This is a genomic window from Legionella quinlivanii, from assembly GCF_003265995.1.
GTDB classification, from domain to species: Bacteria; Pseudomonadota; Gammaproteobacteria; order Legionellales; family Legionellaceae; genus Legionella_C; species Legionella_C quinlivanii_A.
Window position 1 is genome coordinate 44,643 of sequence record NZ_MVJN01000008.1, and the last position, 20,027, is coordinate 64,669.

The following is a 20,027-nucleotide window of genomic DNA, read 5'->3' on the forward strand; positions in this document are numbered from 1 at the left end:
CACTTCAAGCGAATATTAACTCGGTAATGCATCGACAATGCTAACATCACTGCGAGTCATAGCAGCGGACTGAAACACCTCATCCAACCTTTTAATAACTGCTTCCACTGTAATAAGCTTCATGGTATCCGGCCCATGGGCATGCGTTCCCCAGACATTTTCGCTGGCGGACTTATTCAAAACGGAAGTAACCGCCTCTGGATAACAATCTACTGCCAAATGACGAAACGTGTAAGGTCCTGAAACATCTGCACTGGTCACTGCATGTAAAGCGATCACCGGTGTACCTACAGCTGCAGCCATATGAGAGGGTCCTGTATCCGGGCAAACCAGTAAACTGGCTTTACTGATTACGGCAAGAAGCTGCTTGGGTTTTGTTTTACCGACGAGGTCGACACAGTCAACTTCCTGTAAAATCTGATTTGCCAGATCCCTGTCACAGGATCCTGGCCCACCCGTCAGTACTACCTGAGCATTCCATTTATGCTGTGCATATCGAATCATTGTGATGTAGCGCTCAACCAGCCAGCTTCTTTCCGGTTTGCTGGCAGCAGGATTGACCAATAGGAGAGGCCCTTGTTTCGGTAAATGATCCTCAGCCCATTCATAGTCCGCTGCGGCAATTGGCAAATCCCAACGCGGGGCTAACTCAGGAATGTCCAGCACATCTGCAAATTTTAAAAATCCGTCCAGAGTATGATCATTTCCCGGGGCAATCGATTCCCTGACAAACCAGGCATGCCCATCTTTGGCACGCAAGGCGTCATAGCCAATTTTTCGTTTTGCTTTGATTAACGGGTAAAGCAAATTAGCGCGAAAACTTGCCTGAGGCGCCAGTAAGACATCAAAACTTCTGCCCCGCATTTGTTTGTAAAAGCGCCAATAATCAGCAATAGAGTCGGGTTTATTGATTACAAGGAATTCCACACCATCCATTCCCTCAACCAAATCATAAGCTGGCCGGGAAATAACCCAGGTGATTGAAACATTCGGTAAGCAGTCCTGCAGACGTCTGACCAGAGGTACCAGCATCAATACATCGCCTAAAGCAGACAGGCGAACAATACATATCGATTTAATCATGACATCAGCCAGAAATTGAATTAAGCAGATTCATTTTGCAATACAAAGATGGAGCCGCAGTAAGGACATACTTCCTTGCCTGTTTTCTCGATAGGCAGATATACCTTGGGATGAGCATTCCACAGTATCATTTCATGGGTAGGACAACTTAAAGGCAAATCTTCAGGATGAACGATATAAATTTTTTCAGTACTTGCCGGAATATTGCTAGTCTCAGACATGAAATTCTCCATTAATCACACTAGGGTAGATAAGTTAATTCAGGAATTATCCATTATTTTATGAATGTTGGCTATGACCTTCTGCATGGTATTACTTTCTTCAGGCGGGAAATAGTCTATTTGCGCCCAGCTTCTTAGCCAGGTCAACTGCCGTTTGGCGAGCTGCCGGGTTGAAGCAATTCCTTTCATGCGAAACTCCTCAAACGAGGAGTACTCTCCGGCCAGATAGCTCAGGGCCTGACGATAGCCGACACAACGCATTGAGGGATAATCCATTGTCAAAGACCATTTACTTTGTAACTGCTTCACTTCCTCCAGAAAACCCTGATCCAGCATGAGGTCAAAACGCATCGCAATCCGTTCATGCAACCAGGCTCGATTATCAGGAAAAAGACCCCAATTGATAAACGAAAACTGATGTTTTTTATCCTGTTGCTGCAGAAATGCTGATAAGGGTTTTCCCGTTGTGTAATAAACTTCCAGAGCGCGCTGAATCCGCTGGCTGTCATTAGCATGGATGCGTGAGGCAGAGGCGGCATCAACAGTCAATAACTCTGCGTACAGCGACTCTAATCCCTCGCTTACAATGCGTTGGGATAATTCGCTGCGTAAACTGTCATCAGCAACAGGAAGTTCCGAAAGCCCTTGCTGAAGCGCATTGAAATACATCATCGTTCCACCCACCAGCAAAGGCCAGTTACCGCGTGCCCGTATTGCATTAATGAGCGGTATCACATCGTCACAAAATCGGGCGGCTGAGTAGCTCTCATTGGGATTGAGAATATCAATTAAATGGTGCGGTGCTCCAGCAAGTTCGTCCTCGTCTGGCTTTGCTGTGCCAATGTTCATCTCACGATAAATCATTGCAGAATCCACACTGACAATTTCAAATGGAAACTGCTGAACCAGCTGACTGGCTAAAGCAGTTTTACCTGAGGCGGTTGGCCCCATAAGACAGAACACCCGATTATGCATGTAATAAATCTCGACAACGCTGCTCGCTCAGGTGAGTTGCAATCCCGCTTAAATCACCTGATTCCATTAATTGGTTTTTTAAATAGAAAAATAATTCCTGCTTCATTTCATCGGAAGTGAACGACAGGGAAAATTCATAGGCTGACATTAGATAATCGACCATTTCGCTAAAACTGGAAGGACAATCTGTGCAAAATAAATCAAGAAACTGCTTAATATTCAAATCGGGCAGCATTAGCGGAATAGAGCTGATCATTATTTCCGATTCAGACAGGAAGACAAGCTGGATACCTGCATGCTCGAGTAGTTCTTTCGCCTCTGCTATTTTAGTAAAGCGGTCTGATTCCACAGTATATTTTACCGGGACCAGCAGCGGACGAGCAGGCAAAGGAAGATTGCTTTGCAGCAATTGCCTTTTCAGGTTTTGTTTCTGTAAAGCAGAGCCATGCACAAGATATGGCTTTTCATCAACAAGAATAATCGCATGGGCAGGGTCTAAAATATACCATCTTTCAGCGCCAGACTGTTTTAATAACCTATCGTCTTTTTCTATCACGGGAAAAATCAGACTTTCCCTGACGTAAGTGGCGGCCGGAGCCGCCAGGCTGATGGCAGGAATTGCCTGGTTCGTGGATTTTTTCAGGACAGCAGCAATTTGTGAGCTGATAAAATCATGAATGAGGCGAGGCTGCTGAAAACGTACTTCATGCTTTGTAGGATGAACATTCACGTCGACCTGATTGGCTGCAATGTTTAAATACAGTAAACAGGATGGATGCCTGCCGGCATAAAGATATTCCTCGTATGCCTGACGGATGGCATTGTTTAAAAGCTTATCCTTGATTATTCGCCCGTTCAGATAAATCCATAATTTATCCACCTGGCTGCGTTGATAATCGACATTACTAATGAAACCTTCCAGGCTTATGCCATTGATTTCACTATCGAGATGAATGGATTGATCGAGAAAAGATTTGCCTAAAATTTTTTGAATACGCTGCATGCGGCCTGCTTCATCAACTGCCGGCATCAGATTTAACAGCAATTTGCCATTATGACTAAACTGTATTGCAATCTCAGGAGCGGCCAGCGCAAAACGTCTCAGAACCGTATCAATTGCCTGGAATTCAATGCGTTCGGGCTTTAAGAATTTTTTACGAACCGGGGCATTATAAAATATATCTCGCACATCAACCGTTGTTCCCTGGTTTCTTGCGCAGGGAACCAGCGTATTGCTCTCCCAACGCATGGCATGCGCCTGCTTAGGCGGCTTTGAACTGATACTCAGTCTGGAAACTGAAGCGATACTGGCTAAAGCTTCGCCTCTAAAGCCCATACTGGTTATGGAATACAAGTCATTTAAACAGGAAATTTTACTGGTGGCATGCGGTGCAATGGCCAAAGGTAAATCCTCTGCGAGAATACCCATCCCGTTGTCACTGATTTTGATGTGATTTAGGCCGCCACAGCCAATATCAACAGCAATTTGTGTGGCTTTGGCATCCAGGGCATTTTCCAGCAGCTCCTTTACGATAGAAGCAGGCCGCTCAACAACCTCTCCTGCCGCAATCTGGTTCGCGACATCAACAGGTAACTGCTGAATTCTCATGATACGGCGGAAGGAATGGTCAAACGCTGTCCTGTTTTGATGGATCCATTATTCAGATGATTAGCCGCCTGCAACGCGGCTACAGACACTTTATAGCGGGCAGCAATTTTGGGCAGTGACTCGCCTGCCTGGACCAGGTGAAATTGCCCTTTGCTATTGGCCAAGGCCTCAATCTGTGTACCATGCGGCGGGTAATCCCAGAAATAGCCTTTTATTCCCTGGAAAATGGCCTGGGTTAGCCTGGCCTGATAGTTTCCATTGGTTAAATTACTTTCTTCCTGAGGATTGGAAATAAAACCGGTTTCTATCAGAATCGAAGGAATATCCGGGGACTTTAATACCATAAAACGGGCCTGCTCCACTCTTCGATTATGCAAACGGGTAATCGTATCAAGATTTCGTAATACTCTTTCTCCCATATGAAGACTTGCACCAATGGTCGCAGTTTGCGATAAATCAATTAATACTGTTCGGACCAGACCACTCTGGTCATCAAGATCCTTCAGATTAACACCGCCAAGCTCTGAATAGTTTTCTTTCTCCGCCAGCCAGCGAGCGGCTTCACTAGTGGCACCGCGCTGAGATAACGCAAATACCGAGGCCCCATTGGATTGCTGATTGATAAAGGCATCGGCATGAATGGAGATAAATACGTCGCCATTATATTTTCTGGCGATATTAAGGCGTTCGCGCAGCCCGACATAATAATCCCCTTTGCGCGTTAATACAGCACTCATACCTGGCTGGCGATCAATAATATGCTTTAATTTACTGGCGATAGCCAATGTCACATTCTTTTCCCAATTATGGTGCGGCCCCTTGGCCCCTGGATCTTTTCCTCCATGCCCAGGATCAAGCACAATCACTACATTTCTGAGAGAACGGCCGGGTAACTGACGCACCGGCGGGGCTGGCGGCGTTAAATTAGTACTCGTCTTAACCGGTTTGGCAACCTGCGCATGACCATTATTGGTAGATAAGTCAAGGGTGAATGCGTGTTTGGATTTTGAAGAAGCCCAGGGACTGGTTCTTAACATAACTACATCAGTCACTTCAAATACCAGACGTAAGGTTTGCGGATTTGGACGACCGCTTCGCACCCGTTTGATGAGCTGATTCCCTTTCAGTTGATTCAGATTGAACACCAGATCGGTTGACTCAAAATCGACTACCACTCGATCGGGATTGGTAAGAGTGAAGACTTTGTGTGCAATGGGAGTGTCAAGACTAAAAAAAAGCGACATTTTGCCGTTTTGCTCTTTTATTTCAATTGATTGTAATCTGGCAGCAAAACAGCTTGCTGATACAAGCGTTAATAATCCAAGGATAAATACCCGAATTTTCATTCTTTACCTTCAAAGCAGAACAAAACCTTATCACCAGCAGCACTTAACGATTCGATGATCATTTCACGGCTGCTCCCAGTTATCATGAGTGTTATCCAGAGATCCAGGCTTTTAATACTATGCCTTGCCCGCTCTGGCCATTCCACACAAATTATCGCATTGTCATCAAAATAATCGCGAAAACCAATAAACTCAAGCTCATCTTCATCGTGGATACGATATAAATCAAAATGATGTATTGGCCAGGAATTGCAATTATAACTTTCTACCAAAGAAAAAGTAGGACTTTTTATAATCGATTTTACACCCAGCTCAGTCAGCAAGGCGCGGATAAATGTGGTTTTACCAGCCCCGATTTCCCCACTGAAGCTAATCACTAAAGGGGAGTGAATGCAGGCAGCTAATAAAGAAGCAGTCTCTTGCGTCGCACTTTCATCAATCAACTCTATGTGAAGTATTTTTTTCTGCATGAACCGGTCTTCTCAACTATTAAACTACTATATCGTAATAACTGCGTTGCAACTATATTCCGACCTTTGGATTTAGGCGGAGCTTATTATTCACCAGCAGACGGACAAAAGGCATGATATCGCTGGCCAGCAGGCCTTTCTCCCCTTCTTCCTCTGCCGCTAAATCCGCTGCCGCCGCATGCAGCCACACGCCAAGACGGGCAGCGTCTGCCAGACTGAATTTCTGCGCAATAAGCCCTGCGATGATACCGCTTAGGGCATCACCCATACCAGCGCTTGCCATCCCCGGATTTCCCTGGGCGCAAAGATAGGTTTGCGCCGCATCAGTGCGTATTAGCGATCCCACGCCCTTCAATACAATTTGACCGCCATATTGCTGTTGTAATTGGCATACGGCTTCAAAGCGGTTCTTTTGAATATCTTTCACCTTACAATGCAAGAGGCCGGCTGCTTCACCGGGATGCGGTGTTAAAATCCAGTTGTCATCATGCTGCGGATTGTCAGCGAGAATGCGCAGCGCCGACGCATCAATGACCATAGGCAATTGGGAGGCAATCACCTCGTTGAACAGGTCTATCGCCCAGTTGTCACTACCCAGTCCAGGCCCAATTATACAAACGCTGGCCTTTTTAATTAATGGCTCTATGTCTTTAATCGAGCTGATGCCATGAATCATCGCTTCCGGCAAGCCTATCACCGGACGCCCGGCATGCTCAGGTTTGGTAGCCACCGTCACCAGACCCGCTCCCGATCTGGCCGCGGCCAGTGCAGCAAGGCAAACGGAGCCAGGCATGCCTTCTCCACCACCAATAATCAATACATGGCCAAAATCGCCTTTATGCGTATTTTTCCGTCGAGGAACCAGCTGGTTAAAGGATTCTCTTTCATCAATTAAAATTGCTGCAGGGGAAATTAGCGATAGACAGGGAGCACCATCCAGCTCGTCAAGAAACAAATGTCCGCGGTAATCCGGACCATCCATTGTCATTAATCCGGTTTTAATACCAATAAAAGTAATAGTGCAGGAAGCCCTGACACAATGTCCAAGGGCAACCCCGGTATCGGCGTGTAAGCCTGAAGGCAAATCCAGAGATAAAACGGGTAAGCCACTGTCATTAATTAAGTCAATTGCCGACTGCAAAGGCTCTTTTACATCATTTTCCAGGCCAATACCCAGTAGTGCGTCAACAATCAGTTCAGCATCATTATCCAGCGTATCTTCCATAAATTGAAAAATCACACCAGCCTGTTGAGCACGTTCAGCCATTAAACGAGCAACCGGAGGCAGCTGATCCGTGAGCTTAAACTGATTAATCAACACGGCATAGCCCTGCTCATGAGCGAGCTTAGCCAGTACATAGCCATCACCGGCATTATTGCCGCCACCGCAAAACACAACCAGCTTTTTTACAGCAGGGTATTGCATTTGTAAAAGTTTAAATGCGCCAGATCCTGCCTTCAACATCAGGTCTTCTTCAGAAAACCTCAAGTGCTGTTGCATTAATTGTTCACAGTTGCGAATTTGTCGGGTACTGAACAGCGATGTGGTTGATTTGACCATGATATTTACCAAGCATTGCCTGGATACCGCGAACAAGCCGCGGTATGGGCGAATAAAGTTATGAATAACAAAGCTTTCAATACTGGCATCAAACTTGAGACTCAATGCCAATCGCAGATCAGCGATCAGTCAGAATCTTTCTTAACCAGCTTTAAGGCCGGTTTGGGCCGCTTGGGTTCTTCCCTGGGAGCTGGTGGCGGCTCATGGTATTCCTCGCCAAATTCCATGCCCCGACCATTTTCCTTTGCATAAATTGCAAGTACTGCAGCTGGAATGACAAAGATTTGCATGGTTTCACCCGAAAATCGGGCTGTAAATACAATCCGATCATTTTCAAGATGCAAACCTCTGCAAGCCTGAGGCGAAATATTCAGTACAATTCTTCCATTATTCACATGAGCCTCTGGAACCTGTACACCAGGATAATTCGCATTGACCAGAATGTAGGGGGTCATATGATTATCAACAATCCAGTCATAGATAGCCCGAATCAGATAAGGCTTGTTCGATGTCATACTCATATCAGGCAGCCCGTAATTGTTTCTCAACTTCAGACAAACTGGTTTGGAATGAATCCCGCTTGAACAGTCTTTGCATATAAGTATGCAAGGCCTTTGCTTTCGCAGGAACTTCAATGCCTAATTGCGGTAGACGCCATAATAAGGGGGCCATCGCGCAGTCCAGTAAAGAAAATTCATCGCTTAGAAAATAGGGTTTATCAGCGAAGACCGGCTCAAGGCTAATCAGACTTTCCAAGAGATGCTGCCGAGCCTCTTCAGCCTGCTCATTCTTTTTAATTTGCATTAAAAGGTAATACCAGTCATGCTCGATACGATGCATCATTTTCCTGGCTTCGGCTCTTGCAACTGGATATACAGGCAGCAAAGGCGGATGTGGAAAACGCTCATCGAGATATTCCATTATAATTCTGGCCTCATAAAGAACCAGTTCACGATCAAGCAGGGTTGGAACCGTTCCATATGGATTGATAGAGAGTAAATCGTTCGAGGCTTCGCCTTGTTTGGCGGGCAGAATTTCTACATTAACCCCTTTTTCTGCAAGTACAATTCTCACCTGGTGACTGTAAACATCATCACTGTCAGAATATAAAGACATAATCGTGCGCTTTGTCACAATAGCCATCGCAACTCCTCGTCATACGTTAACTCAGCATATAGCATGCAAAAGAGTGCATTTTAGCACAAATTAGCAAGCAATGTTTAAGAATAGGCAAATTTATCATTAACGATCGGTCTAATGCTCAATCTTTTCCCAGTATGCTTTTTTTAGTCTGTAGACAACCAGCAAAAATATAAACAGGAAAGCGATGACAAATCCGCCTGCACGATAACGCACAAGCTTGGCCGGCTCTCCAACATATACCAGAAAATTAACCAAATCAGTAACCGCACTGTCAAATTCAGGCTGAGTCATTTCACCTGGCTCAGACAGTAATAAATGGGACAGGAATAAATATCCGGCCTCATCTTTATTCTCAATTGCGACCACTCTGCCTGCCAATGGTTCAAGTACATTTGGCATTGCCACCCCAGGAATTAAAATATTATTCGCGCCAAAGGGTCTCGTTTTATCTACGTAAAATCCCTTGAGATAGGTATAAAGCCAGGATGCGCCTCTTTGTCTGGCACTTAAAGAAAGATCAGGCGGCACTTTTCCGAACCATTCCTGGGCATCCGCTGGGGGCATACTAATCCTGATGGGATCGTAAATTGGAGCGCGGGTAAAAATCAGATTGTTAATCAACAAATCACTATCCAGCTCCCCGTCAAAAGTCGTTAAACCCAAATCATGAGCCATGCGGTTATAGCGCATGTATTTCAGGGAATGGCAACCTGAACAATAATTCATATACATTTTGGCCCCGCGCTGCAAACGGGCCTTATCCTGCAAATCAATATCAACAGGTAATAATTTGACATTATCTTCTGCAGCAGCATGCAGAACACCAGCCAGGAAAATGGAAGAAAGTCCAAGACACAGCTTTTTTGAAATCATCGGCTTATCCTCTCTGGTACTTCAAGATGCTGCTCATAACGTGTATAAAATGGCATCAGGATAAAATAGGCGAAGTATATAAACGTACAAATCTGGGCGAGATATTGCCGTACGGGGGTTACCACCACGGTTCCCAAATACCCCAGGGTTACAAAGCTTATTAAAAAGATAAGCAATGCCCAGCGTGACAGATATCCCTTGTACCGCATTGAACGAACCGGACTTCTGTCCAGCCAGGGCATGAAAAACAGAAGTAGAATAGAGGAAAGCATTGCGATAACGCCGATTAATTTGTTCGGAATCGCTCTTAATATGGTGTAAAAAGGCGTCATATACCAGACTGGCGCAATATGATCCGGGGTCACCATCGGGTCGGCAGGAACAAAATTGGCATGCTCCAGAAAATATCCGCCCATCTCCGGGGTGAAGAAGATAATGGCAAAAAACAAAATAAGAAATACCATTATTCCCAGCGCATCTTTTACAGTGTAATAAGGATGAAAAGGGATTCCGTCCAGTGGGATGCCGCGGGGATCCAGATTTTTTTTAATCTCAATCCCTTCAGGATTATTAGAGCCTACCTTGTGCAGAGCAACAATATGCAAAAATACCAGAACTAATAGCAATAATGGGATACCAATAACGTGCAGAGCAAAAAAACGCTGCAGTGTAGCATTGGCCACATTGTAGTCGCCACGCAGCCAGGTAACCAGCGTATCGCCCACAAAGGGAATTGCTCCAAACAGCGAAGTAATCACCTGCGCTCCCCAGTAGGACATTTGTCCCCAGGGCAGCAAATACCCAAAAAAGGCCTCTGCCAGAAGCAATAAAAATATCACCATTCCAATCAGCCAGATGAGTTCTCTCGGCTTTTGATAGGACCCATACAATACGCTGCGAAACATATGCAGATAAATCACAATAAAAAAAGCAGATGCACCAGTGGAATGCATATACCGCAGAAACCAGCCATAATTGACATCGCGCATTATGTATTCAACGGAATCAAATGCCCCATCTGCAGTGGGGGTATAAAACATCGTTAGCCAAAGACCTGTTACCAGCTGATTTATTAAAACAATCGTGGCCAAAGATCCAAAGAAGTAGAAAAAATTAAAATTCTTTGGTGCATAGTATTCACTGATATGCTTTTTCCAGGTTGTCATCAGAGGAAAACGAGCATCAATCCAATTCAGTAATCCGCTCATGCTTGACCATCCTTTTCATCTTCGCCAATTATAATCAGGTGTTTATTAACAAAACGGTAGGGGGGAACTTCCAGATTAATTGGTGCAGGAACTCCTTTGAAAACCCTTCCAGCCAGATCAAAAGTGGAACCGTGGCAAGGACAGAAAAAGCCTCCCGGCCAGTCAGGCCGTAATTCTCTTTCATTGGGAGTATATTTAGGCGAACAACCCAGATGGGTACAAATTCCCACCAATACCAAATACTCGGGATTTATCGAGCGGAATTTATTTTGTGCATATTCAGGCTGCTGGTCAACCAGTGAATCAGGATCGCGCAAATCATCGTTATGCCCATTTAAATGTTTGAGCATTTCAGGTGTGCGCCTGATAATCCAAACAGGCTTCCCCCGCCACTCAACAGTAACCTGCTGGCCAGGCTCAATTTTACTGATATCAACTTCTACAGGGGCACCAGCGGCCTGTGCCTTAGCACTGGGCAGCCATGAGGAAACAAAAGGAGTTAAGGCACATACAGCCCCTATTCCACCTAATACTCCAGTGGTTCGTAATAAAAATTGACGCTTCTGTTCATCAATCACTTCCGATGGATACAGCTCACCCTGCTCAGGCTTGATTTCATCATTCACGGTGCTTTCTTCCTGTCTACTTCCTTTTATACCGTTTCAGACATCACGATTGAAGCATCAAGCTTGCTCTTTCAGTATCAGCTTGAACGCAATCAATTCCAGAATTCTGATAAAGGTGAAATGTACTATTTATATCAAAGATTTAAGCGTTTGCAAATGCAGGAGATCCATTTGCCAGGTATTCAATTGATGCGCTTGATTTTTTCAGGCTAAAAAAAAGAGTCTTCATCAAACTGTGTCATGCCTTGTCCTCTCGAACGCAGTGAGAAATCTCCGAATGCTGGCACAGACCAAGATCCAGGAGATCTCTCACTGCGTTCGAGATGACGGTGCCTGTGAGTTGAGTAATGACGCAGTCTAATAAACACTCTCAAAAAAAAACCCCGCATCGGCGGGGCTTGGTATAAAGATATAATTAGCGTTTTGAGTACTGAGTGGCGCGACGTGCTTTGTGCAAACCCACTTTCTTACGCTCAACTCGACGAGAATCACGAGTCAGCAGACCTTTCGCACGTAATTTGCGTCGGTAAGAATCTGCTTGAGGTTCAGCATCTTCAGCCAAATCAATTTCATCGTACTGAACCAGTGCGCGAGCGATGCCCAGGCGAACAGCACCAGCCTGACCAGAAATACCGCCGCCAACCACAGTTGCGTAGATATCGAAACGCTCAAGAACGTCAACAGTTTCCAAAGGCTGTCTAACCACCATACAGGCAGTTTCGCGACCAAAATATTCTTCCAGTGCACGGTTATTGATTTTGATTTCGCCTTTACCTGGACGGATAAAGACTCTGGCCGTTGAGCTTTTTCTACGACCAGTACCATAGTATTGCTGCAATTCAGCCATATTATTTATTCCTCAATCTCTAGTTGCTTAGGTTGCTGAGCAGCATGTGGATGTTCACTACCAGCGTATACTTTCAGCTTACGGTACATTTCTCTGCCCAATGGGTTTTTAGGAAGCATACCTTTTACAGCTAACTCAATAATTCTTGTAGGATTTTTTGCCTGGAGCTTCTCAAAAGAAGTGGATTTTATGCCACCAGGAAATCCAGAGTGATGATAATACATCTTCTCTTTGAATTTACGGCCTGTAACAGTCACTTTTTCAGCGTTTGTTACAACGATATAATCCCCAGTATCAACATGAGGGGTATATTCTGCCTTGTGCTTGCCGCGTAACCGACGAGCGATTTCAGTAGCCAGACGACCTAAAGTTTTGTCGCTAGCATCAATTATGAACCAATCACGTTTAACTTCGTGAGCTTTGGCGCTGAATGTTTTCATTAAATTAACTCCGTACCGCCTTTTATCATTGGTAATCTTTCAATCTTGGACGGGCGATTTTAACCAAAACTGTAATAACCTACAAGTAAAATAAGTAAAAACTTGAACAGAATCTTAAAAAAAGATTATTTAAGCGTTACTTATCCATTAATAATTGTTCGACAATTTTATTCTTTAATAAATGCTTGTCAACAATTTCATCAATATCTTCAAGCGTGGAGTAAGTATACCATACGCCTTCGGGATAAATTACAATACAAGGGCCTTGGTTGCAACGACCCAAACACCCTGATTTACTAACACGTATTTTTCCAGGACCATGCGCTCCAAGTTCAAGCAAACGCTCTTTCAGATGCTCAAAATACTCGATACCGCCACTGTTGGCACAGCAAACTTTGCCAGCTGCTTTTTGGTTGGTGCATATAAACACATGCCGGATATAATGACTCAACAACTATTTTCCTTTCTGCTCAATTTTAGTTTTTAATTTCAACCCCGCTTTAAAGGTTACCACCCTTCGCGCAACCACTGGGATCTCTTCTCCAGTTTTGGGGTTTCTACCAGGTCTTTGCGGTTTATCTCTCAGATTAAAATTGCCAAAACCTGATAATTTAACATCCTTTCCATTTTCCAAAGCATTCCGAATGGCTTCGAAAAACTCCTCAACCATTGCTTTTGCGTCTGGTTTGGACAAATCCAATTCACTAAACAAGGTTTCTGCAATCATTGCTTTACTTAGTGCATTCACGATTTTAATCCCTCAACGTAATTGAAAAATCATCCTCAAGTGTTCTGAGTATAGCATCAATTACCTGGTTTATCTCGTTATCAATCAAGGTTTTATTGTCGTCCTGCAAGACCAGCGCAATAGCAGCGCTCTTCTTGCCTTGTGGAATATTCTCTCCGCGGTAGATATCAAACACATGAAAAGACTTCAACCAGTTATTGGGAATTACCGATTTAACCGCTTTTTCAATTTCCCCCATCTGGATGTTATCATCCATCAGAATGGACAGATCGCGACGGATCTGTGGAAATCGGGAAATTTGCGCATAGCGTATAACCGAGCTGGCCATCAGCTCATTCAAATACAACTCAAACAGTAATACTTCCTCCTGAATATCCAGGGCATCGGCAATACGGGGGTGAAGACTGCCGCACCATCCCGCCACTTTACCATTGATTAGTATTTTCGCTGTTTTTCCAGGATGCAAAGCAGAATGCTCGGCTAACACAAACTCTACGTCTGAAATTTGCAGCAGTGCAAACAGACCTTGCAGGTCACCCTTGATATCATAAAAATCAAACGAACGTGCAGGCTCACACCAATTCATACCGCCGCTCTCTCCGGCAATTAAACCGGCAAGGCAAGGGTGTTCTTTTACCTGGTCATTCTCGACTTCAAACACCACACCTGCCTCAAAAAACTTAATCGATGTTTGCTGCCGATGCATGTTGTAAATCATGGAAGCTAAAAGGCCAGGCCACATTCCGGTACGCATTTGCGACAGCTCGGAGGAAATAGGATTCAATAAGCTCAATGCCTTTGTATGCGGGTATAGAGCCTGCTGCAATTCGGGATCGACAAAACTATAGCTAATTGCCTCATGATATCCACGGTCAGCGAAATAATGCGCTGCACGCTTGGAGATTGACTCGACAGGGGCAATGCTGCCTGGCTGAACCGTCGTAATCATTTTTTGCCCTGGAATTCGGTCATATCCTCGAATACGAATGACTTCCTCGATTAAATCCACCTCAAGCTGGATATCAAAACGATAAGCGGGCGGCGTAACTTTCCAGCAGGATGACTCTTTGCTAACAGTCATTCCCAGACTCTGCAGCAGTGCCAATATCTCAGCCTCTTCCACAACCACGCCTGTTAATTGCTCCACCCTGGATGGATTAAAGCCGATGCAGGGAAGCTGGGGCATAAAGTTGTTTTCAACCACTTCGGTGACAGGCCCCGCTTGTCCCCCGCAAATATCCAATAGCAGACTGGTGGCTCTCTCGATAGCCTTTAATTGCAGTTGTGGATCGACCCCTCGCTCAAAACGTTGCGAGGAATCGGTGAACAGACCAAACTTTCTCGCGACTCCCGCGATGTGTACAGGTGTAAAATAGGCACTTTCCAGAAAAACAGCAGTGGTTTCATCACTCACAGCGGTTTCTTCCCCACCCATTACACCGGCCATTGCCAGCACCTTACTCTGATCAGCAATCACCAGAATATTATCGGCCAATGTAGTCTCCTGCCCATCCAGCAAGCGTAATGACTCATTGTTTCGAGCAAAACGTACTTCAATATTGCCGTCAAGCTTTTGCAAATCAAAAGCATGCATGGGCTGTCCCAGCTCAATCATCACATAATTTGTTATATCAACCACCGGATGAATACTGCGTATACCTGCACGGCGTAACCGCTCGCGCATCCACAGAGGAGTCACAGCATGGGAGTTAACACCCTGAACTACTCGTCCACAATAATGGGGGCAAGCCTCGGTGCTTCTGAGCTGAATTAAACGCTGCTCATCGATGACAGGCCGAGACGGGGTTTCAGCAATGCCAGCCAAAGTGGAGCGCGTTAATGCCGAGACTTCTCTGGCGATTCCTAAAACGCTCAGGCAATCAGCGCGATTTGGTGTTAAATCAATATCAAATACCTGGTCGTCCAAAGATAAATAAGTGCGCAGGTCTTGTCCTACAGGCGCATTTCCGTCTAATTCGATAATCCCGTCTGAACTTTCAGTCAAGCCTAACTCTGAAGCTGAGCACAGCATTCCCTGTGACAACTCTCCTCGTAATTTGGTTTCTTTAATATGAATTCCACCGGGTAAACTGGCGCCGATTTGTGCGAGCGCAACCTTTAAGCCTTTTCTGACATTGGACGCACCGCAAACCACATGCAGCAGCTCTTTGCCTGTGCTCACTTCACATAGTGTTAACTTGTCAGCCTGAGGGTGCGGCTTTGTATTTACAACTTCTGCAACAATAACCTGGTCAAAAGAGCCGGCCACGGGGCTGATGGAATCGACTTCTAATCCAGCCATTGTTAATAGTTCGGCCAATTCTTGTGCATTAAGGGAGGGTTTTACCCATTCACGTAACCATTCTTCACTTACTTTCATCGTTTCCTCTTACCAGGATTTTTCAAGCCGATTGCTCAGGAGGTGCTATTTAAAATTGCTTTAAAAAGCTGAGATCATTTTCAAACATCATTCTTAAATCGTCGATACCAAAGTAAAGCATCGCCAAACGATCCATTCCCATACCGAATGCCCATCCCTGATAGTGTTCTGGAGATATATTAACGGCTTTGAGCACATTGGGATGAACCATCCCGCAGCCCAGCACTTCAAGCCAGCCGGTAAATTTGCAGGAACGGCAGCCTTTTCCTGAACATTGGGTACACTCGATATCTACCTCAGCAGATGGTTCAGTAAAGGGGAAATAGGATGGTCTAAACCGCAATGCAAGCTCACGGCCAAAAAAGTCGGCGAAAAAATCATGGAGCAGACCGCGTAACTGAGACAGTGTGGCTGTTTTATCAATTAATAAGCCTTCAACCTGATGAAACATCGGCGTATGCGTTAAATCGGAGTCGCAGCGATAGACCCGTCCGGGTGCGATTAAACGCATTGGCGGCTGACGTTCTTCCATAGTGCGAATCTGAACAGGCGACGTATGCGTACGCAGCAAATGTCCATCGCCAAAATAAAAGGTATCATGCATTGCACGCGCAGGATGATGCCCTGGTATATTAAGGGCTTCAAAATTATAAAATTCTGTTTCTACTTCCGGCCCGGTAACGATATCGAATCCCAGACGGCTAAAATAGTCATTGACCCGTTGTTTGACCTGAGTAACTGGATGCAGAGATCCTGACTGGGTATTTCTTCCAGGAAGACTAATGTCGATTCGCTCATTACGAAGCTTTTGCTGCAGGGCTATTTCTTTAAGATCAATTAATTTATTTTCAATTAAGCTGTTAAGCTCTCGTTTGGCAAGATTTACCAACTGGCCAACTTTGGGTTTATCTTCAGCACTCAGATGGGCAAGACTTTTAAGAATTTCCGTCAAAAGACCTTTTTTACCCAGATAATCAATCCGAATAGCCTCCAAGATTTGTATACTATTGGCTTCTTGTACGGCCTTGGCAGCCTTTTCCTGTAATTCGACTATGTCTTGCATGATCTTGACCTGCATATAGAAAAGGAGGCTCAAGCCTCCCTATTCATCTAACAAAATGAAGCGCTTTGATAATAAACTCCAGTCCAATGCGTGTTTGCCCTGATCCTCTGCATAATCCAGCGAGCAGATCAGGGCGCAATGAACAATTATTATCTATTGGGCTAAAGCGGCCTTGGCTTGTTCAGCAACAGCAGCAAAAGCCTGCTTGTCATAAACCGCCATATCAGCCAGAACTTTTCTGTCTAATTCGATAGCGGCTTTTTTCAAACCATCAATCAAACGGCTGTATGACAAACCACACTCGCGAGCCTGAGCATTGATTCGAGTAATCCACAATGCACGGAATTGTCTTTTCTTTTGACGACGGTCACGGTAAGCATATTGACCGGCTTTGATCACTGCTTGTTTGGCTACTCGATAGGTACGACTACGGGCACCATAATAACCTTTGGCCTGATCTAAAATCTTTTTGTGACGTGCTTTGGCCGTCACTCCACGTTTAACTCTTGGCATTATTCACTCCTCCCCTTAACTACCGTGAAGCATACGTTCTGCGAGACGAGCATCACACTTTTTCAGTGTACCTGCCGCAACACGCAAATGACGTTTTTGCTTTGGCGATTTTTTGGTAAGGATGTGATTTCTGTAAGCGCGTCGACGCTTGATAGAACCACCCGCTGTCTTACGGAAGCGTTTACTCGCTCCACGATGCGACTTTAACTTTGGCATAGCATATACTCCGCATTTGTTTCGCTACTAATGTTGGCATCCAGTACTTTCAAACTCAAAACGAGCAATTTGCCTGTTGGCAATGAATTGCAGCAGTGTAAAGAGGTATTCAGCAATCAGCCTTTTTTCTTAGGCGACAAGACCATAACTAATTGGCGGCCTTCACGTTTAGCCTGTTGCTCAACAACAGCATGTTCTGCTGTATCTTGCATGAGACGCTCCATGATTTTCATACCAATGTCCTGATGGGCCATTTCACGACCGCGAAAACGCAGCGTAATTTTGACTTTGTCACCATGATTAAGGAACCGTATCAGGTTGCGTAGCTTGACCTGATAATCCCCGTCTTCCGTCGTAGGACGAAATTTCAACTCTTTGACCTGAATTTGCTTCTGCTTTTTCTTCGCTTCAGATAATTTTTTATTCAGTTCAAACAGATATTTACCATAATCCATAATCTTACAGACAGGCGGCTTGGCAGATGGCGATATCTCGACCAAATCATGCCCACTATCCTCTGCTGCGCGTAGAGCTTCTCGCGTAGACACAATGCCCACCTGGTTGCCGTCAGCATCAATGAGACGTACCTCAGGTACATTGATTTGTTCATTAACTCTTGCACGATCGCTATCGCGCTTATTTGGTGCAGTAATAGTTTAACCCTCCATCTGAGTTTTAAATACGACCTTTGGTCGCAATCTCTTTTTGCAACAGGTCGCAAACGCTGTCAATCGTCATTACACCCAGATCCGTACCTTCACGTGTCCTCACTGAAACGGAGCCGGTTTCCACTTCTTTGTCACCAATGACCAAGAGGAAGGGAATTTTCTGTAAAGTATGCTCGCGAATTTTAAAACCAATTTTCTCATTTCTCAAGTCAAAATTGGCTCTGATCCCCTGTTTTTGCAAAATTTTTGTTACTTGTTCGCCAAATTGCTGCTGTTTTTCACTTACAGTAAAGATTATAGCCTGAGTTGGTGCCAGCCATAACGGCATTTTTCCAGCATAATGCTCAATGAGAATTCCCATAAATCGCTCGAACGAACCCAGAATGGCCCGATGCACCATCACTGGAGTTTGCTTGCCGCCATCTTCGGCAATGTAACTTGCTCCCAAACGATCCGGCATTGAAAAATCAACCTGTATAGTACCACATTGCCAGATTCTTCCCAGGCAATCTGCCAGGGAACATTCAATTTTCGGGCCATAGAAAGCGCCTTCGCCAGGCGCATCCTGCCATCGAATGTCATGACCGGCCATCGCCTGTTTCAAGGCATTCTCCGCTTTGTCCCATACTTCATCACTTCCTACCCGTTTTTCGGGTCTTAGCGCCAGGCGATATTTAATTTCACTGAAACCGAAATCCGCATACACAGACTGAACCAATTCGAGCATCATTGCCACTTCAGACTGAATTTGCTCTTCTGTACAGAAAATATGCGCATCATCCTGCACCATATTGCGGACCCGCATTAAACCGTGTAGCGAACCGGAGGGTTCACAGCGGTGACAATTGCCGAACTCTGATAGGCGCAATGGCAAATCGCGGTAGCTTTTCAAACCATGATTATAAATTTGTACATGGCAGGGACAGTTCATGGGTTTAACAGCATAAAGCCGGTTTTCCGTCTCAGTAATAAACATTTCATCTCTGAAATTATCCCAATGGCCGGATTTCTCCCACAGAGAGCGATCGACTAATTGTGGAGTTTTTACTTCCTGATAACCAAAATCTGCCAGACGGCTGCGCATGTAACGCTCTAATTCCTGGTAAATTATCCAGCCATTCGGATGCCAGAAAACCATTCCTGGTGCGATATCCTGGAAGTGGAAAAGATCAAGGGCCTTGCCCAGTTTGCGGTGGTCACGTTTCTCTGCTTCTTCGATGCGATGTAAATAGGCTTCCAGCGACTTCTTATCATTCCAGGCTGTGCCATATACCCGTTGCAGCATTTCGTTATTGGAATCACCTCGCCAATAAGCCCCCGCCAGTTTGGTCAGTTTAAATGCTTTCAGTTTGCCGGTGGAAGGCACATGCGGACCTCGACAAAGATCTTCAAAATCTCCCTGTCGATAGAGGGAAATCACTTCGCCCTGGGGAATTTCGGCAATAATTTTAGCTTTGTATTCTTCCCCCAGACTACGGAAATAATCAATAGCTTCATCACGCGGCAGTTCACGCCTTGACACAGGATAATCCGCTTTGGCCAATTCAGTCATTTTTGCTTCAATACGCTCCAGATCTTCCGGCGTAAAGGGACGCTCAAAGGCAAAATCATAATAGAATCCATCCTCTATTACCGGGCCAATAGTTACCTGGGCACTTGGAAACAGCTGTTTGACTGCCTGTGCCAATAAATGGGCGGTAGAATGCCGAATAACCTCAAGGCCCTCTTCCTGTTTCTCGGTAATAATGACCAGATCACTATCTTCCTGAATCAGAAAGCTGGTATCCACAAGATGTCCGTCAACGGAGCCAGCCAAGGCCGCCTTAGCCAGCCCGGGGCTAATAGTATTTGCCACTTCATAGACAGTTACAGGCTGTTCAAAGTGTTTAATTTGTCCATCAGGCAATTTAATATGAGGCATCTTTATTCCTTCCGTCTTCAGATTGAAGCAAATTTTAGCAGTATGCACAGAGAAATGGGCTATCCTGGCATTATTAATTTATATATTGGCAAAACCTACAGACTAACCTATTTTTG

At 45.0% G+C, this 20,027-nt stretch carries 22 protein-coding genes; all 22 read right to left on the bottom strand.

The features are described 5' to 3' along the window. Positions 1-15: 15 nt before the first annotated feature. A complete protein-coding gene (locus B1207_RS11125; RefSeq protein ID WP_112220051.1) occupies positions 16-1,083 on the bottom strand; it encodes a glycosyltransferase family 9 protein in 1,068 nt (355 codons plus the stop codon). 20 nt (positions 1,084-1,103) lie between these two features. Then, positions 1,104-1,304, bottom strand: a complete 201-nt coding sequence (locus B1207_RS11130) for a zinc-finger domain-containing protein (RefSeq protein ID WP_112220052.1) — start codon at positions 1,302-1,304, stop codon at positions 1,104-1,106. Between the two features lie 39 nt (positions 1,305-1,343). After that, positions 1,344-2,279, bottom strand: a complete 936-nt coding sequence (miaA, locus tag B1207_RS11135; RefSeq protein ID WP_112220053.1) for a tRNA (adenosine(37)-N6)-dimethylallyltransferase MiaA — start codon at positions 2,277-2,279, stop codon at positions 1,344-1,346. Further along, complete coding sequence (mutL, locus tag B1207_RS11140) at positions 2,272-3,888, bottom strand: DNA mismatch repair endonuclease MutL (RefSeq protein WP_112220054.1); 1,617 nt, start codon at positions 3,886-3,888, stop codon at positions 2,272-2,274. Before mutL ends, miaA begins: the two co-directional genes overlap by 8 nt. Then, positions 3,885-5,234, bottom strand: coding sequence for an N-acetylmuramoyl-L-alanine amidase (locus B1207_RS11145; RefSeq protein WP_112220055.1), 1,350 nt, complete (start codon positions 5,232-5,234; stop codon positions 3,885-3,887). The genes mutL and B1207_RS11145 overlap by 4 nt, the downstream gene beginning before the upstream one ends. Then, a complete protein-coding gene (tsaE, locus tag B1207_RS11150) occupies positions 5,231-5,704 on the bottom strand; it encodes a tRNA (adenosine(37)-N6)-threonylcarbamoyltransferase complex ATPase subunit type 1 TsaE (protein ID WP_112220056.1) in 474 nt (157 codons plus the stop codon). Before tsaE ends, B1207_RS11145 begins: the two co-directional genes overlap by 4 nt. 52 nt (positions 5,705-5,756) lie before the next feature. Next, positions 5,757-7,265 (bottom strand): NAD(P)H-hydrate dehydratase, encoded by a 1,509-nt coding sequence (locus B1207_RS11155; protein ID WP_112220181.1) that lies wholly within the window; start codon positions 7,263-7,265, stop codon positions 5,757-5,759. 125 nt (positions 7,266-7,390) lie between these two features. Further along, positions 7,391-7,786, bottom strand: coding sequence for a ClpXP protease specificity-enhancing factor (locus B1207_RS11160; RefSeq protein ID WP_058507812.1), 396 nt, complete (start codon positions 7,784-7,786; stop codon positions 7,391-7,393). Position 7,787: 1 nt separating this feature from the next. After that, a complete protein-coding gene (locus tag B1207_RS11165) occupies positions 7,788-8,408 on the bottom strand; it encodes a glutathione S-transferase N-terminal domain-containing protein (RefSeq protein ID WP_112220057.1) in 621 nt (206 codons plus the stop codon). A gap of 111 nt (positions 8,409-8,519) precedes the next feature. Beyond that, positions 8,520-9,281, bottom strand: a complete 762-nt coding sequence (locus tag B1207_RS11170; RefSeq protein WP_112220058.1) for a cytochrome c1 — start codon at positions 9,279-9,281, stop codon at positions 8,520-8,522. Further along, positions 9,278-10,489 carry a cytochrome b gene (locus B1207_RS11175; protein WP_112220059.1) on the bottom strand — a complete coding sequence of 404 codons (1,212 nt, stop codon included), beginning with the start codon at positions 10,487-10,489 and terminating at the stop codon, positions 9,278-9,280. Before B1207_RS11175 ends, B1207_RS11170 begins: the two co-directional genes overlap by 4 nt. After that, a complete protein-coding gene (gene petA / locus B1207_RS11180) occupies positions 10,486-11,115 on the bottom strand; it encodes a ubiquinol-cytochrome c reductase iron-sulfur subunit (protein ID WP_058507816.1) in 630 nt (209 codons plus the stop codon). Before petA ends, B1207_RS11175 begins: the two co-directional genes overlap by 4 nt. Positions 11,116-11,530: 415 nt before the next feature. Continuing rightward, a complete protein-coding gene (rpsI, locus tag B1207_RS11185; protein ID WP_058507817.1) occupies positions 11,531-11,962 on the bottom strand; it encodes a 30S ribosomal protein S9 in 432 nt (143 codons plus the stop codon). Positions 11,963-11,967: 5 nt separating this feature from the next. After that, a complete protein-coding gene (gene rplM, locus B1207_RS11190; protein ID WP_058507818.1) occupies positions 11,968-12,402 on the bottom strand; it encodes a 50S ribosomal protein L13 in 435 nt (144 codons plus the stop codon). Between the two features lie 136 nt (positions 12,403-12,538). Beyond that, positions 12,539-12,856, bottom strand: coding sequence for a (2Fe-2S) ferredoxin domain-containing protein (locus tag B1207_RS11195; protein WP_172458284.1), 318 nt, complete (start codon positions 12,854-12,856; stop codon positions 12,539-12,541). Further along, positions 12,857-13,150, bottom strand: a complete 294-nt coding sequence (locus B1207_RS11200) for an integration host factor subunit alpha (protein WP_058507819.1) — start codon at positions 13,148-13,150, stop codon at positions 12,857-12,859. A gap of 4 nt (positions 13,151-13,154) precedes the next feature. Next, complete coding sequence (gene pheT, locus B1207_RS11205) at positions 13,155-15,530, bottom strand: phenylalanine--tRNA ligase subunit beta (protein ID WP_112220060.1); 2,376 nt, start codon at positions 15,528-15,530, stop codon at positions 13,155-13,157. 49 nt (positions 15,531-15,579) lie between these two features. Further along, positions 15,580-16,593 (bottom strand): phenylalanine--tRNA ligase subunit alpha, encoded by a 1,014-nt coding sequence (pheS, locus tag B1207_RS11210; protein ID WP_112220183.1) that lies wholly within the window; start codon positions 16,591-16,593, stop codon positions 15,580-15,582. A gap of 153 nt (positions 16,594-16,746) precedes the next feature. Further along, positions 16,747-17,106, bottom strand: a complete 360-nt coding sequence (gene rplT, locus B1207_RS11215; protein ID WP_112220061.1) for a 50S ribosomal protein L20 — start codon at positions 17,104-17,106, stop codon at positions 16,747-16,749. Between the two features lie 15 nt (positions 17,107-17,121). Continuing rightward, positions 17,122-17,322: a 50S ribosomal protein L35 gene (gene rpmI, locus B1207_RS11220; RefSeq protein WP_112220062.1), complete on the bottom strand. Its 201-nt coding sequence runs from the start codon at positions 17,320-17,322 to the stop codon at positions 17,122-17,124. Positions 17,323-17,438: 116 nt separating this feature from the next. Next, entirely contained in the window at positions 17,439-17,975 is a 537-nt protein-coding gene (gene infC / locus B1207_RS11225) for a translation initiation factor IF-3 (protein WP_058507822.1), read from the bottom strand. 22 nt (positions 17,976-17,997) lie between these two features. After that, positions 17,998-19,911, bottom strand: coding sequence for a threonine--tRNA ligase (gene thrS / locus B1207_RS11230; protein ID WP_112220063.1), 1,914 nt, complete (start codon positions 19,909-19,911; stop codon positions 17,998-18,000). Positions 19,912-20,027 lie beyond the last annotated feature (116 nt).